The organism is Levilactobacillus yonginensis (genome assembly GCF_964065165.1).
Taxonomy (GTDB): Bacteria; Bacillota; Bacilli; order Lactobacillales; family Lactobacillaceae; genus Levilactobacillus; species Levilactobacillus yonginensis_A.
In genome coordinates this window covers 2,300,674-2,315,645 of record NZ_OZ061549.1, presented here as the reverse complement: position 1 = coordinate 2,315,645, position 14,972 = coordinate 2,300,674, and the positions used below count along the sequence as shown (strand labels likewise).

Below are 14,972 nucleotides of genomic sequence, written 5' to 3'. Positions count from 1 at the left end.
AGCGGACCCGCAATGTGGCGAGTCCGCTCTTTGTTTAGTTGGCTTAATTGGCTTAAATTTACGCACTCCGGCAACCAGGGGCCTGCTACTTAGGAATGATTGTTGTCTAAATGTTCGGTAGCGAGTTGCACCACAGCATCGCTCACGAATTCGCTAGTGAGTCGCTGCATCGGGGTGAATCCATGTCGGTCCTTATACGCAACAGGATAAGCCGCAACAACCGCCACCTTCAGACCATTTTCAGTCAGGAAAATTTGGCCAACACCGCGATACTTCCCTTTACTGTGCCGCCCCGTGCGCCAAGAGTGTAACTTAAAATCGCCATCTGGCTCCCGCTTAATTTCATACTGGCCAGAGGCGTTCGCAGCCACTGGCACCCCGACGTACTGATTCACGTCATACTTAGCCTTCATTCAGCCACCTCCGTGAGCGCCGTGACAATTGGTAAAATAGCATCCGCCCCTAAAATGGCACTGACTTCTGGCTGAGTTAATACGGCCTGAACGGCGGCTGGCGTTGTCGCTACTCCCACCAACTGTTCAGCAATTCCAGCTAGTTCTACAGGCGTCCCGACTGTCCCAAAAAAGGCCATCGTGCGGAATTTGTCAGCGTGCCGGGTAAAGTTCAAATGCAATTCACCAGTGGTCAATTCAAGCTTACGATACTCACGAAAACCGGGGTTGGCCCCATAATTCCAAGCATCGGTATCATACTTCTCAGCTAGCCGTTGATCAATAATTTCCCAATCATGCGTACGCAGGTGGTAAGTCTCAATATCAGCCAAGCTATCAACTTCAAAGATGTGACATAGGAGTGCCTCTTTGAATTCTTGAATATTTAAATCTTGGTACTCTGGTGCTAGGTACTGCCGCAGATTCGTAATCGTTACTCGGTTAGAATCCACGCCCCGGTGCGGCTTGTCACTCGCGGGTAGCAAGGCCTGGTGAGCGGCATCAACGTTTAAGTCATACATAATCGTCCCACCAGCGGCATAACCATCCCCGTTTTTAAACATCGTCATTCCGGAAAACTTTTTGCCATCGACGACTAAGGCACTCTTATTACTGATTCCTGGGTTCTGCACCCCCATGGCCGTCAATGCTCGTAAGATTGGTTGGGCAAAGACCGTATAGTCCCCGAATTTAGACCCATCTTGTGGATCACCATTAATAATGTGCTCAAAAATCAGGTTGCGTTCATCGTGATAGACTGCCCCACCGCCTGAAGTCCGCCGCACCAGTTGAACGTCGTGCTTAGCCAAGTACTTAAAATCAACCTCCATCGTGACAGTTTGATTGATCCCGACAATAACGGCTGGCTGGTTTACGTACATCATCAAACCGTGTCCTGGTAATTTCAAATCATTGACCAGATAATTGTCAATTGACTGGTTCACGATGGCATCCGTAACGACCTGTCCTTGACGATTCGTATCAATTAGAAACATGGGTGATTCTCCCTTCGCTGTGACTAAATTAAGTTCAGTTTAGCATAAGCCCCCAGGCCCAACAACTGATAAACGGTGCCGTGAGCAAGTTGTTGTCAGCGGTTACATCTAAAGCGTATACTAGATTCTAGCAATGACATTAGGGAGGAATACACGATGACTGAACACCCACAATCATTTTGGCAACGACTCATGAATCTATTCCGTGGCAAGCACGCAACCAGCACCCCGACTGTAACGGTCAAAGATGGTGTTTGGCTAGAAATGCGAGACCAGGGACACTACCGCTTAGGACTCGCTAGCGACGCTTTAGAGCAGATCGGTGACATTAGCTTTGCTGACCTGCCAATCCTCGCAGACGACGTTTTAGCAGCCGGAGATGACATCTTAGAGGTTGAGAGCGACAAAGCTGTTGAAAACTTCAAAACACCCTACGCAGGAACCGTGGTTAAGGTCAACGAAGACCTTGTCGCGGACCCCACCGTTATCAACGGTAACAAACAGGCTGATAACTGGGTTCTAGACCTACAAGTAGCCTAATATAAAGCTCAATTCAAATATGCAGCAGGCCTGGAGAAGTTTTCTCAGGCCTGTTTTGATTTGCCAACGACTCCTGAAACGGTCGTTAGCATTATCAACGATCCTGCATGGGATTCTTAATATATTGATCGTAACCGTTGCGAACGCCGATCATCTAGTCTGCCGTAACTGTCAGCAATTTAGTCGCAGTAACGTTCCGATTTGTCAGGACCTCATCCCCAAATTACTTTTTCCCCAGTTTACGATACTTCATTCACTATCCCTACTTCCTCACATCGGTTCAACCAGTACTTATACCACCTATCACGCCAACTTTTATTTTGGCCATCAACATTCACGTGAAACCGGTTGAACAAAATATTTACCATTTCCCCCTAAAAGGACTAACATGAAAGTTGAAGCCGGTGGCATATGCCAGTAACACAAACCGCTGACCCCAATTTTTATTTGGAGGTAATTGGTTATGGCTGTTGTAGAAAAGACTGCTTTATTGGATGAAAAAATGAGTGAAGTATTTGACTGGTCCGATGCTTCGTTACCTGTACGGGACGCTTTGTGGGACCACTTCATGGAATCCAATGGTCACAACACCGATGAAACTGAAGCTTCTATGAAGAAAATCGACGCTAAGTCAGACGCTGAAGTCCGTTCTTACGTTGAAGAAAACCTCAAGAAGTAACCGGCTGTTTCAACCTTAAAAACACCTTGCCATTTATGTGGTGGGGTGTTTTTTTACGGTTAATTCTTAGATAGTGAACTGGGAAAGTCAATTGCGCTCCGGTGAGATGGCCCATCAAATCGAGAATCATTAAAAGCCACCCTATTCAGGCTCTCAAAAACGCTCCACTACCTGCTCTAAATTTAAAAACTGGTTGCCACATAACGTGACAACCAGTTTTTAAGTTTGGCCTATCAATTTTGTATATGCTGATTGCTTTAGTAAACATCATAAAAATCAATTAAGCCGCAATTAATCCAATCGTAATCATAGTCGCCAGGTGCCAGGTGAAACGGATCATCTAGTGATTGACGCGTGGTGTGACATTGTATGACCGCAGATAACGCCGACCGCTAGCTGGATCAATCACCATCCGCGTCACACTCGTGTTAGCAGGCTCTGGAAGTGACGTGGTCGCCGGGGCGTTCATCATCAGCAATGTCGTTGCTTTAATGGTCAGGCCGTGGCTGACCACTAAGATGTGATCATTCGGATGGTCCACGACTTCTTCCGCCAGCCACTGGCCCACTCGCCGTTGGATAGTTAGGTAAGATTCGCCCCCGGCTTGCACCAAAACATCGGGTAAGGCTTCACCGGTGACCGGATCAAACTCACCCGGTAATTTGTCCTGAAGCTCACGGAAGTTGGCTCCGGTCCATTCACCGTAGTCCGCTTCCATCAGACGATCATCAAACTGAGGGAATACACTCAACGTCCGCGTCAAAGCTGCCGTTGTCTGCCGTGTCCGGTGGAGCGGACTGCTAACCAGTTGATCGTAGCGTTCACTGCGTAGCCACTGGGCTAACCGTTCCGCTTGTTGTAACCCACCGACGGTCAAGTGGGTCACCCCTGTATCTAACTGCCCTTGCATCAAATGGTCAACGTTGGCTTGCGTTTGACCGTGACGCACCCAATCAAAGACTGTCACACAATCACTTCCTTATTGTCGAAAAGGCTCAACCTTCCGGCGTCCCTGCTGTAACAAGTAAATAGCCAAAATAACCAAAGCTGACCCGATAATTTCAGCAATGCTGACTTTTAAACTTAAGAATATGATCGAAAGAATAAACGTAACCACTGGTTGCGTCGCATCAACGATGCTGATGACGTCCGATGGGGCAAACCGCGTACTATAGAGCACCAGCGCAAATGGCACGATGGTTCCCACGATAATCACGGTGCTCATCGACCCCACTAATTCGGTTGTGATCGGTGGCACGCTGATCCAGACGGGATGGAACAAGTTGAATGCTACCCCAGCAACTAACGTCCCCCATCCTAGTACTGTAATGGGCGAATGACCATACTGTTTGATCAATGGTCGCGGTAACGTCACATAGAAGGCTGCCGTCAGACCAGACCCAATTCCCCACATCAGAGAGTCAAACGGAATGGATAACCGGGTAATGTCTCCCCGCGTAATAGCCAAAAAGACCCCAATCATGGCAACGGCAAACGCCACCAGGTCACTCCGCAGCGGCCGGTCATGCTTGAACAACAAGCTTCCCACCACAATAAAGAGTGGGCTTAAGTACTGTAGAATCGTTGACGCAGCTGAGTTACCAGTTTGTACGGACATGTAAAAAGTCATCAGGTTCGCACCCAGACCCAAGAGTCCATAAGCCAGCAACCAACCCACCTCACGCCAACTCCGGAAGATGGTGAATGTTTCCTTACCGTAAAAAATCAAACTGATGAGAAGCAGCACCAGCCCCGCGCCTAAAGTTCTCGCTGATAAGAACCAGCTAGCGGGAATCGATTGTCCCTGCGAGATAAACTGAAGAACGGTTCCCGAGACCCCCCACATTGCAGAAGCCACGATTGCCCAAAAGATCCCCTTCATCACGTTTTCGGTTGACGCCGTCGAAGTTTTCAAAGCCGAATAATCCTTTCTCTCCCACACCCCAAAATGGTATGCATCATAATCTATTTATTTTACCGAATATCTATTAGAATTCACTGACAAAGATGGTAACGACTAACCATCTTTGTCCTCTTTAATTTTAGCTCAAAAACTTTATTCAGTCCGAAAAATATTTTAACCAACCTTCACCGGGTGGAAAGATCCTCTATAACCGGGCAAGAACCCCTTATTATCAGCATCTTCACGCCACTAAAATTAGTAATTAACCCAATCATCGAAACTTCTAACCCAATAAATGTATCCCCAAATCACAAAATGAGTTTGGGAACTAATCCCAAACTCATTCATTACTTCTAAATTCATCTGACTAAGACGTAACCGGCTCAAGCTCCAGCGATGACCCTTAGCCTAAGCGTGATCAACTTTGCGGGCCCAGAAATCCCCAATCAGTTGAATGGCAAAGACAATGACTAAGATAATCAACATTGCACCAACCGTAACGTCACTTTCGAACCGACTGTACCCAACGTTGATGGCCAGATTCCCTAAACCACCACCACCGATGGCACCGGCCATGGCTGTCAAGTCGATCAGACTGATCAACGTTAGGACGGATGAGCGGATAATATCCGGCAGGCCCTCACGCAAGTATACTCGGAAGATAATGGCAATGGGGCCAGAACCAACGGATTCAGCGGCTTCAATCACGCCCCGGTCCACTTCCGCTAAGGCATTTTGAATCTGCCGGGCGTAAAATGGTGCGGAACCAATGACCAATGGCACGATTGCTGCGGTGGTCCCGATGGCGGTCCCAACAATCAACCGCGTCAACGGCGCGATGACGGCCAGTAAAATAACAAACGGAATTGACCGACACAGGTTAACCAATTTATCCAAGATATTGTAAACAACCCGGTTTTCCAAGATACCACCGGGTTGGGTCACAATTAGACCAATCCCAATGGCCATCCCAATGATACCAGCAACCACTGCGGTGAAGAACGTCATGTACAACGTTTCCCACGTTGCTTGAATGAAGTCACCCTTCATTGTGACCGCGTTTGGAAAGTATTTTGCTAACATTTAGGCCACCTCCGAATTAGGGTCAAGCTGCGTAACGTTAATACCAGCGTCTTCACAGTAAGTCCAGGCTTCATTCAACTGGTCGGGTTCACCAGCCATAACAACGATCAAGTTACCCAATGGCGTATCCTGAAGGATTTCAACGTTCCCATACAAGATGTTTGAAACGACTGAATACCGCTTGTACAATTCCGTAATCAACGGTGCGTCCGCGGTTGCCCCAACGTATTGAAGTTGCACCAGGATGTGATGATCGTCCAAGCCCAGTGTTCCCGCTTGCTTGTAAATTTTTTCCATCGCCTGATTGATTTGCGTAGCCGTATTGATGAAGTCTTGGGTCAATGGCTTATCTGGCTTACTGAAGATGGTAACCAGGTCACCCCGTTCAATAATTTCACCAGCGTCCATGACCGCCACTTTGTTACAAATTTCCTTCACGGCTTCCATTTCATGGGTAATCAGCACCACGGTGAGACCCAATTCCTTATTCAACCGCTTCAATAATTCCAAAATGGAAGACGTGGTCTTAGGGTCCAATGCACTTGTGGCTTCATCACTGATCAGAATTTCAGGATCATTGGCTAACGCCCGGGCAATGGCAACCCGTTGCTTTTGACCACCAGAGAGTTGTGCCGGATAGTCTTCCGCCTTTTCACTCAACCCAACCAGGTCCAGTAGATGCGCCACTTTTTCCTTCCGCTCCGCGTGAGATAACTTGCTCCCCTTCAACGGGTAATCGACGTTATCTGCAATAGTCCGGGACGTCATGAGGTTAAAATGCTGAAAAATCATGCCGATTTTAGTCCGGGCAGTCCGTAATTCCTTGGAACTCAAATCTAAAATATTTTGACCACTGACTTCGACAGTGCCGGCAGTTGGCCGTTGGAGGCGGTTGATTACCCGCACGAGGGTACTTTTCCCCGCTCCAGAATAGCCGACGACACCGTAGATGTCACCGCGGTTGACCGTCAAGGACACATCTTTCACGGCCGCTACGGTCTGACCCTTGTTATGAAAGGTCACGTCGATATCTTTTAACTGAATAATCGCTTCGTTAGTCACAGACTTCATTCTCCTTACTCGCCAATGCCGGCAATTTCATTTTACTTCTATAATATATGACACTTTAACTTATTTAGACTGACTGGCGGTCGTCCACCCTGGCTGAAAAATTACAGCACCGCCGCTTATCACATATTGACGGGTACCCCGTCGGCAACCTATCGATCAATCTGATCACTAGATTACCAAGCTGGGATGGTCAAGCCGTGGTAGTACTTCTGCAACAACTTCTTGGTTGCCTCAGTCTGGTAAGCCTTCACGATCTTCTTGTAGGTCTTGTTGTTCTTGTCAGACTTGTTGGTTGCGATGATGTTGATGTAAGGAATTGATGCCTTATTGATCTTTTCCTTGAAGATAGTTTCCTTGTTAGGCAACTTAGCTTCAGCGGCAAATTCGTTGTTGATAACAGCACCGGTCGCATCAGTCAACGAACGTGGTGTTTGAGCAGCATCAACAGCCGTAATCTTTAACTTCAACTTGTTTTCCGTGATGTTCTTAGGCGTTGGTAACTCAACCTTGCTATCAACCTTGATCAAGCCAGCTGATTGCAGTAAGTGTAAGGCCCGTCCTTCATTGGTGGAGTCGTTAGGGATCGTAATTTGGTCACCCTTCTTGATGGCTGAAACGCTCTTAACCTTTTTGGAGTATAACCGTAGTGGTGCCCGAACAGTCTTCCCGATGGAAACGATGTTACTCTTGTGAGCCTTGTTCCATTGATCCATGAAGTATGTGTGTTGGAACGAGTTTAAATCAATTTCATGGTTGGTCAACGCAGCGTTAGGCTGGTTGTAATCGGTGAAAGTCACCAATTTGATGTTAATACCTTGCTTCTTTAACTTAGATTGAATTGGTTTCCAGATTTTTTCGTCGGAACCCATGATTCCAACCTTCACAGTCTTGTTGCTGGAACTACTAGACTTCCCACAACCGGCAACGATTAACAATGGAATCAATAATAATAGGAGCCAGCTAAAATGTTTAAATGATTTCTTCATACTCAAAATCCCCTTTATTTTTCAATAATTTCTAAATCCTCAAAAGTTAAACGCCACGGTTGCAAACAATGACCAAAAGAAAAAGTCCGCTCCTAAATTAATAGAAACGAACTTGTCGTGGTACCATTCTAATTTAAGTCGGCACATAAAATAATGCTGGCTCCTCATTAACACTCGCCAGCTAATGCCTTAAAGTGCGTGCACGCTAATGAGTGCCAGACATTACCACCTCATCCCAAGGACTCAGTGATACCAATTAATTTCAGGCCATCTTCACCTTGCCGTGGGTTACCCGCTTACAGCAAATCGCGAGCTCTCTTGGAACCATTGACGAAGGCTACTCTCCTGATCACATTGTTTTCAATCGCTTAATTTAATAGCAAGTCTAATGAAACTTTAATTCGGTGTCAAGAACAATTTTAGATAAATGCTTTTATGTTAACGCCCACAACACAGCTCTTTACCTATATTAGCCCGGAAAAATAATCTTATCGCCATTACTTTTTCTCATCTAAATTTCACTTAGTCATCAAGAACCTGCTCGCGTAAAATTCCAGCTGCCAATAGAAACATGTGCGTGACGACCGGCCCCACGAAGCTAAACCCCCGCTGTTTTAAATCCTTGGCTACCGCCGTCCCAATTGCCGACTGATTAGTCAGTTCATCCCGGGTCACAGCCGGTAACAGATATGGTGTTCCATCGACAAAGGCCCAGAGATAATCAGCAAAACTGCCAAACTCCTGTTGCACCCGGATAATCGCCCGCGCATTCCGAATGGTTGCCCGGATCTTGCGCCCGTTACTAATCATGTCAGCGTCTCGCGCAATCCGTTCGCCATCCAACTCGTCTTCAAATCCAGCAACGACTTGCGGATTCATTTCCGCAAACAACCGGCGATACACGGGTAATTTACTAGCCGCTGCCTGCCAGCTTAGGCCCACTTGAAAGACCCCTACCGTTAGAAGTTCATACAGCACGTGATCATCGTGGGTCGGCGTACCAAAGTACGCATGGTATTCTTGCGTGCCATTGGTCAGCCACTCTTGGCCGTCATTTGGTCCAATCGCCATTACCTCGTCACCATCCTCTGCCATCATGATACAACAATGAACGACAAGCGACCACATCACAAGGCCACTCACTTACCAGCCGTCAGACATGAGCTGAAACGATGCGGACACAGGGGCTTGGCGAACGGACCGGTGTCTTTTTCAGCCGGTCACATTCCTGGCTTCCAATGGCTATCAATTTTGCTTTCAATCCTTAGTTATCACTTAATGTACGCATACTTATAACTCCACTGTGTCCCCGCCGTGTTATGAATGATTCCTTTGGCAGTACGGCGTTGGAGGTAGGCGTAATTAGCCTGGTAAAGTGGCGTGAAGCTCTGTGTCTGATTGAGCATCTTAGCCGCTTTAATCATATCTTGCCACCGAACCTCCGGCTGACCGGCATCCTGATTCTGAGCTTTATTGATCAATTGGTCATACTGCTTGTTAGACCACTTGCCATAGTTCAGTGAATTGGAACTGACTGGAATCTGGAGGAAGGAAATTGGGTCATTGAAATCGGCACCCCAGTGTGACAGGTAGAGGTCAAAGTCCCCACTAGTTGAACGTGACTGAGCAACAGAAGCTGGTACGTTTTGAATCTTCAAATCAAAGCCTTTCAGGTTCTTTTCCAAAGCGCCTTTGAGATACTGCGTCACTGTGCTGGCAGCCGCATCATCGTTTCCAGCCATGATACTCAGGTCGACCTTCTTGATTCCCAACTGTTTCAGACCCTGAGTCCACTTTTGTCTAGCCAATGTTGGGTTATAGGTAGTGGAATTCTTAACGGTTTGTTGCTTAGCAAAGTCTTCACCCGTCTTAGGATCCTTAGCCAAACCACTGGCTACAAAACCAGTTGGTGTCACGGACCCGTCGCCTAAGACCTTCTTCGTCAGCTGACTGCGGTTAATGGACAGTGCAATGGCCTGCCGAATGTTTTGATTGTTCATAATTCGGCGCTTTTCTTTATTGGCGTCTTGGAAATTATACTTCAAGTGAATCACGATAGAGTAGGGATATTCTTTAAACGCCTGGTCGTTCTTATAGTTTTTAACTTGTTCGTTGGTCAGGTTAGCAAAATCAAGCTTGTTGTTCTGATACAGGCTCAACCCCGTCTGTGGGTTGGTCACAACTTGATACTTGATTTTTTGCAACTTAACCACGTTCTTATCCCAGTACTGATTGTTCTTCACAAAGGACCAGGTGTTCCCAGTCCCACTCCAGTCCGTAATCTTGAAAGGACCACTGTAGACCATGAATTCCGACTTAGTAGCGTACTTCTTACCATACTTGTCGATAACCTTCTTATTTTGCGGGGCAAACAGTGGGTATGCCATCAAAATTTTAAAGTAGGCAATTGGTCTATCTAGCTTAACAATCACTGTCTGCTGGTTCTTGGCATGGATTCCAATCGTGTTCGGATCAGCCTTCCCCGCAATAATCTTATCGCCATTCTTAATGCCGGAGAACATGTTGGTGTAGGAAGACTTGGTAGCTGGTGTTAACGTCCGCCGCCAAGAATAGACGAAATCCTGGGCAGTGATCTTATCGCCATTACTCCACTTAGCATTGTCCCGGATGTGAAAGGTCCAGGTCTTCTGATCCTTAGACTCCTGAACTTTATCGGCTAACCCTGGTGCTACTTGACCGTTCTTCCCCAACCGATAAAATCCTTCAAACACATTTCCCGTTTGACCATAACCAGTGGCTTTGGCTAAATCAATCGTATCAAGTTGTGCGGTAGCGGGTAACCGTAGCTCTTGGGTGGGCTTCGCTGAGGAAGCTGACTGGCCACAAGCTGCTAACCCCAGGCTCAAAGCCATTACAGCTGCGACGAGTCCCAATCCGGTCCATTTTCTCATAAAATCATTGCTCCCTTGTCTTCAAATTTAGTGGTGTGCAATCCCTAAATCCAATTTTTATGCATAAAAAGCGGGTTACCCTTCACTCGTATCGTGAAAGGTAACCCGCTACACTGACAACCTGAGTCGTCGTTATGTATTGCTACGGTTTAGCCGGAAGTCCACGATATGAGCAACGCAAAAAGCACACGTTACATTCGCAACATGCGGCTAAAACCATTTGAACTTGGTTGGCATTAATCATCATCGTGGTCTCCCCTCCTTATTTTTAGTAATTAAACGGATTGCACAGAATTAAAGTTACCCCAATCCCCCTCGTTTGTCAAAGAAAAAAACCGACTCACTAACATCTCCTCTAGGAAAACGGTATACTGGAATTAAGTTTGACTAGTAGAAAGGATTTGAACGTATGGACATCGAACGAACGCTTGCTGCACTGACGTTACCAGAGAAGGCCGCTTTGGTCTCTGGAAAGAATAACTGGTACACGGCCGCTGTAAAGCGACTGGGCATTCCCGCCTTGATGATGACGGATGGACCGTCGGGTCTTCGGAAACAAAAGCCTGGTTCTGAAGCTGACTTCACGGATTCAATTCAAGCAATTGCCTTTCCCACGGCGGCGCTCAGCGCTAGTTCGTGGAATGAATCCCTCTTACAGAAAATGGGGGAACATTTAGGAGAGGAAGCGCGCGCTGAGCAAGTGAGCCTACTACTAGGCCCCGGCATCAACCTCAAACGCTCTCCTCTGGGTGGTCGTAACTTTGAATACTTCTCAGAAGATCCACTAGTCGCCGGTAAGTTGGGGAGCGCCTACGTAAAAGGTGTTCAATCCCGACATGTCGGCGTGGCGGTCAAGCACTTTGCCGCAAACAACCGTGAAAATCAGCGGTTTACAGCCTCTAGTGATATGTCGGAACGAACGCTACGTGAACTTTATTTACGAACGTTTGAAATCGTCGTCAAGGCTGCACTACCTGCTACCGTCATGACCTCTTATAACAAAATAAACGGTGTCCTCAATTCTCAGAACCAACGACTCTTACGGAGCATTCTGCGGGACGAATGGGGCTTCCACGGCGCGGTAATGTCCGATTGGGGAGCAGTCGCCGACCATCCGCAAGCTTTACGTGCCGGATTGGACCTGGAAATGCCCGGCAAAGGCCAGGCTTCCGTGGATGAAATTATTCGTGGAATTGATACCGGTGAATTAGACGAAGGAACGCTAAACAAATCTGTCCGTCACTTACTCCACATCATTGACAATTGGGCACCCGCTGAAAAACCAAGTACTTACGACCACGAAGCACATCACAACTTCGCCCGGACCGTTGCCGATGATAGTATCGTTTTACTCAAAAATCACGCTAACGAATTACCATTGACTCCGGGAAACGAAGGCAAACTTGTGGTGATTGGTGAATTGGCTGAAAAGCCGCGCTACCAAGGATCTGGCAGCTCACACGTTAACCCAACCAACTTGGTAACACCATTAGCAGCGCTACAAACCAGTGACCTCAAAGCTGACTACTACCCTGGTTATCGTTTGGATCAAAGTGAAACCGATGATAGTCTGGCACAGGCAGCGCTCAACGCCGCCAAGACTGCGGATCACGTCGTTGTCTTCGCTGGTTATCCAGAAAGCGCTGAATCAGAGGGCTTTGATAAAAACTCACTAATGCTTCCTGAAAACCAAGGCGACCTGGTGGGTCAACTTGCTAAGATCAACCCCCACACAACGGTAGTCCTTCAAAATGGATCTGCAGTAGAAATGCCTTGGGTCCACAGCACCGCTGCTGTCGTTGAAACGTACCTGGCTGGAGAATCAGTCGGTGAATCGACCTGGGATATCATTACTGGTGCGGTAAATCCCTCCGGTCACTTGACAGAAACTTTCCCCCGGCGCTTAACTGACACACCAATGGCACCAACCTTTGGTCAGGATCCTCATCACGAATACTATACGGAAGGCATCTTCATGGGCTACCGTTACTACGATACGCACGAAATGCACGTTCTCTTCCCATTTGGTCACGGACTAAGTTATACCAACTTTGAGTACTCTAAGTTGGTCATTGATCAAAATGAACATGGTGCCACCGTTACCTTTGGTATTACCAACACGGGTGACCGCGTTGGCCAAGCTGTTCCACAACTCTACGTTGCTAACCATTCTACACATAAACCAATGCCCACCAAAGAATTGCGGGCCTTCACAAAACTGAGCATCGATCCTCACGAAACGAAGTTAGTCACCTTCAAACTGAATCGTCGTGACTTTAGTTGGTGGTGTGAACCCAAACAACGCTGGGAAGCCGATACTGGTGATTATGAAATTATGATTGGTGAATCTTCCCGCGACATCCGGCTGCAAACGAAGTTAACCATGGACTTTAAGAATTCACCCGCACCGGTTACGTCTGAAACTTACTTCGCCCAAGTCGTCCAAGAGCCGCGATTAAACGACCTCTTCCAACGCATCGTTCTGGACTCAGAACAGGATCGCACAAACAACTTCCTAACGCTTAAGGATGGCAACGGTAATCTAGTCTTGATGCAAAACCAGATGTTTCTCAACATGCCACTCCGGGCAGCCGTTGCCCTAGGTGTTCCAGAGAACCTAATTTCTAGTTTCATTGCTGCCGCAAACGACCATTAGAGCAGATACCAAATGTGGCACTAATCGTCCTTGATTGCCCGTTTCGACTATCTACTTTTAGAACGCAAAAAGTGTTTGAGACCTTTGTCCCAAACACTTTTTTATTGCATCGGTAAGACCATATCCAGATGTGGGATGCCTGTATCCAAATACACATCACTAACAGGCTCAAAGCCAAAGGACGCGTAAAATTCCTGCAGATAAGCCTGTGCCTGAATCACAATTCGTTGCGCTCGAGGATAATCCTGTTGAGCAGTTGCAATTGCCGCTGCAACCAATTTTCGACCAATTCCCTGCTTACGGGCAAATGGTGCAACCACCACGCGGCCAATTCGGACCTGGTTCCCCTCATCCATAATACGAGCATAGGCACTCAGCCGTTGCGCCTCATCGAACCGCACTAAATGCTGAGCGGTTAAATCTAGATTGTCTACTTCCTGGTATGCGCAGGCTTGCTCCACCACAAATACGGTGACCCGCAATTGATAAATCTGAAAAAGCTCTTTCGTCGTGAGCTGGTCAAAGTTCTTTACTAAAAGTTCTGTCATCATCCCACCTAGTTTAAGTGGCTAACGTGTGGTGTATGAGCTAACGGGTATTCAACCGGTGTATCCCAGTCATTCAACATTTCATCCGTCATTACTACCCGTTGCAATTCCTGGTTATCATACGGTTCCATATAAAAGGCCCGTTCGTCTAAGCTCATGTACCCACGATACTGCGTGTAATCACTCTTCCCATCTGCCTTTAGTTTAACGCCTTTGGGAATTGTGACTGTGTCCAGCAAATGTTGAAGTAAGTTCAACGTCGAAGGAATATCAGCCGTCGGAATACTGTAGTGTTTATTATAAACCGTCCGAACAAATCGCGATGGTGACGTATAGTCCCCAGGTAACCCTAAGGCTCCAGTTCCTGGTCCTTGCGTCTTCAAAGGCAAGCCTAAATAATCATGTAAAGGACGTTCTTCAGCTTGCATCGTCCCATACGTACTCAAGTTCTGTAAGTGCCAACTTAATTGCGGTGCGTTGGCCATAACACCAACTGGATCATCAATTAGGTGTAATTCCTCACTCGTCGCTTCTAACACAGCTGTATCACCCGTAGGATCACTAAAAATATAGTGCAACGGAGTCGTTAAACCTAACAGAGCAACTGGCACATCTAAAATTTGAATTGTCTTGACTAAGTCACGCAACTCAGCCACGCTTTTAGCATTTCCTAAAACCCAAGCCGTCACATCATGAGGTGCCAAGCCCAGCTTTCCTACCTTGGCCGTTTCTTCATATTGTGCATATTGTGGAAAATAGAGTGCTGCCGCGCCAAGGCCAAACTCATTAACGCCATCCACCACTATATAATGGCTTAAATTACGCCCAGCCCCCACAAAACCATACTTAGTGGTGAACTCACCGGCGTCACCTTGAAATGTTTGGTGTCGCGGCATAAAGATTGGCTGACCACCTAATTCAAAGGCAAAGTCCATGGTGCGAGCCAGAAAATGATCCCCCCGACTATTTTCAAAGGTCAAGCTAGTACACATCAAAACCATCCCGTTTCTAATTTAGTTATCAATTATTCTAAACCATCGGCAAGGAATGTGCACGCATAATCGTTAATTATATAACCATTTCTTCGTCTGATAGAATATCTCGTAGCTCCCCGTGAAACATTCAGTTTACCAACCTTACCAGTTAG

General features: G+C 47.0%; 14 protein-coding genes. 3 read left to right on the top strand and 11 right to left on the bottom strand.

The genetic code is table 11. The features are described 5' to 3' along the window. Window positions 1–89: 89 nt before the first annotated feature. On the bottom strand, window positions 90–413 hold the full coding sequence (locus AB3Y94_RS10710) for a hypothetical protein (protein ID WP_367296210.1): 324 nt from the start codon (window positions 411–413) through the stop codon (window positions 90–92). Then, window positions 410–1,447 carry a lipoyl protein ligase domain-containing protein gene (locus AB3Y94_RS10705; protein WP_367296209.1) on the bottom strand — a complete coding sequence of 346 codons (1,038 nt, stop codon included), beginning with the start codon at window positions 1,445–1,447 and terminating at the stop codon, window positions 410–412. The genes AB3Y94_RS10710 and AB3Y94_RS10705 overlap by 4 nt, the downstream gene beginning before the upstream one ends. A 156-nt stretch (window positions 1,448–1,603) precedes the next feature. Between AB3Y94_RS10705 and AB3Y94_RS10700 the strand changes: the two genes are divergently transcribed. Together AB3Y94_RS10700 and AB3Y94_RS10695 are read left to right on the top strand one after the other, a co-directional pair. After that, window positions 1,604–1,987, top strand: coding sequence for a glycine cleavage system protein H (locus tag AB3Y94_RS10700; RefSeq protein ID WP_367296208.1), 384 nt, complete (start codon window positions 1,604–1,606; stop codon window positions 1,985–1,987). 463 nt (window positions 1,988–2,450) lie between these two features. After that, window positions 2,451–2,666 (top strand): hypothetical protein, encoded by a 216-nt coding sequence (locus tag AB3Y94_RS10695; RefSeq protein WP_367296207.1) that lies wholly within the window; start codon window positions 2,451–2,453, stop codon window positions 2,664–2,666. A gap of 340 nt (window positions 2,667–3,006) precedes the next feature. On the opposite strand, the gene AB3Y94_RS10690 is transcribed toward AB3Y94_RS10695, so the two are convergent. The 7 genes from AB3Y94_RS10690 to AB3Y94_RS10660 form a co-directional block, all read right to left on the bottom strand. Beyond that, window positions 3,007–3,633: a histidine phosphatase family protein gene (locus AB3Y94_RS10690; RefSeq protein ID WP_367296206.1), complete on the bottom strand. Its 627-nt coding sequence runs from the start codon at window positions 3,631–3,633 to the stop codon at window positions 3,007–3,009. Between the two features lie 12 nt (window positions 3,634–3,645). Continuing rightward, window positions 3,646–4,548, bottom strand: a complete 903-nt coding sequence (locus tag AB3Y94_RS10685; protein WP_367296517.1) for a DMT family transporter — start codon at window positions 4,546–4,548, stop codon at window positions 3,646–3,648. A 429-nt stretch (window positions 4,549–4,977) separates the two neighbouring features. Further along, window positions 4,978–5,652 carry a methionine ABC transporter permease gene (locus tag AB3Y94_RS10680; protein WP_125682193.1) on the bottom strand — a complete coding sequence of 225 codons (675 nt, stop codon included), beginning with the start codon at window positions 5,650–5,652 and terminating at the stop codon, window positions 4,978–4,980. Next, a complete protein-coding gene (locus AB3Y94_RS10675) occupies window positions 5,653–6,699 on the bottom strand; it encodes a methionine ABC transporter ATP-binding protein (protein WP_367296516.1) in 1,047 nt (348 codons plus the stop codon). Between the two features lie 197 nt (window positions 6,700–6,896). Then, window positions 6,897–7,709 carry a MetQ/NlpA family ABC transporter substrate-binding protein gene (locus AB3Y94_RS10670; protein ID WP_367296205.1) on the bottom strand — a complete coding sequence of 271 codons (813 nt, stop codon included), beginning with the start codon at window positions 7,707–7,709 and terminating at the stop codon, window positions 6,897–6,899. 522 nt (window positions 7,710–8,231) lie between these two features. After that, complete coding sequence (locus AB3Y94_RS10665) at window positions 8,232–8,780, bottom strand: DNA-3-methyladenine glycosylase I (protein WP_367296515.1); 549 nt, start codon at window positions 8,778–8,780, stop codon at window positions 8,232–8,234. A gap of 200 nt (window positions 8,781–8,980) precedes the next feature. Further along, window positions 8,981–10,621, bottom strand: coding sequence for a peptide ABC transporter substrate-binding protein (locus AB3Y94_RS10660; RefSeq protein ID WP_367296204.1), 1,641 nt, complete (start codon window positions 10,619–10,621; stop codon window positions 8,981–8,983). Window positions 10,622–11,030: 409 nt separating this feature from the next. Between AB3Y94_RS10660 and AB3Y94_RS10655 the strand changes: the two genes are divergently transcribed. Further along, window positions 11,031–13,277, top strand: a complete 2,247-nt coding sequence (locus AB3Y94_RS10655) for a glycoside hydrolase family 3 C-terminal domain-containing protein (RefSeq protein ID WP_367296203.1) — start codon at window positions 11,031–11,033, stop codon at window positions 13,275–13,277. Window positions 13,278–13,378: 101 nt separating this feature from the next. Here the strand turns inward: AB3Y94_RS10655 and AB3Y94_RS10650 are convergent, their stop codons facing one another. Both AB3Y94_RS10650 and AB3Y94_RS10645 read right to left on the bottom strand, forming a co-directional pair. Then, entirely contained in the window at window positions 13,379–13,825 is a 447-nt protein-coding gene (locus AB3Y94_RS10650) for a GNAT family N-acetyltransferase (RefSeq protein WP_367296514.1), read from the bottom strand. Window positions 13,826–13,833: 8 nt separating this feature from the next. Further along, a complete protein-coding gene (locus tag AB3Y94_RS10645; RefSeq protein ID WP_367296513.1) occupies window positions 13,834–14,817 on the bottom strand; it encodes a choloylglycine hydrolase family protein in 984 nt (327 codons plus the stop codon). Window positions 14,818–14,972 lie beyond the last annotated feature (155 nt).

Coding starts and splice junctions, on each gene's coding strand:
- AB3Y94_RS10670 (WP_367296205.1), bottom strand. CDS start 7,709: ATGAAGAAATCATTTAAACATTTTAGCTGGCTCCTATTATTATTGATT.
- AB3Y94_RS10655 (WP_367296203.1), top strand. CDS start 11,031: ATGGACATCGAACGAACGCTTGCTGCACTGACGTTACCAGAGAAGGCC.
- AB3Y94_RS10705 (WP_367296209.1), bottom strand. CDS start 1,447: ATGTTTCTAATTGATACGAATCGTCAAGGACAGGTCGTTACGGATGCC.
- AB3Y94_RS10645 (WP_367296513.1), bottom strand. CDS start 14,817: ATGTGTACTAGCTTGACCTTTGAAAATAGTCGGGGGGATCATTTTCTG.
- AB3Y94_RS10680 (WP_125682193.1), bottom strand. CDS start 5,652: ATGTTAGCAAAATACTTTCCAAACGCGGTCACAATGAAGGGTGACTTC.
- AB3Y94_RS10710 (WP_367296210.1), bottom strand. CDS start 413: ATGAAGGCTAAGTATGACGTGAATCAGTACGTCGGGGTGCCAGTGGCT.
- AB3Y94_RS10695 (WP_367296207.1), top strand. CDS start 2,451: ATGGCTGTTGTAGAAAAGACTGCTTTATTGGATGAAAAAATGAGTGAA.
- AB3Y94_RS10665 (WP_367296515.1), bottom strand. CDS start 8,780: ATGGCGATTGGACCAAATGACGGCCAAGAGTGGCTGACCAATGGCACG.
- AB3Y94_RS10685 (WP_367296517.1), bottom strand. CDS start 4,548: ATGAAGGGGATCTTTTGGGCAATCGTGGCTTCTGCAATGTGGGGGGTC.
- AB3Y94_RS10700 (WP_367296208.1), top strand. CDS start 1,604: ATGACTGAACACCCACAATCATTTTGGCAACGACTCATGAATCTATTC.
- AB3Y94_RS10650 (WP_367296514.1), bottom strand. CDS start 13,825: ATGACAGAACTTTTAGTAAAGAACTTTGACCAGCTCACGACGAAAGAG.
- AB3Y94_RS10660 (WP_367296204.1), bottom strand. CDS start 10,621: ATGAGAAAATGGACCGGATTGGGACTCGTCGCAGCTGTAATGGCTTTG.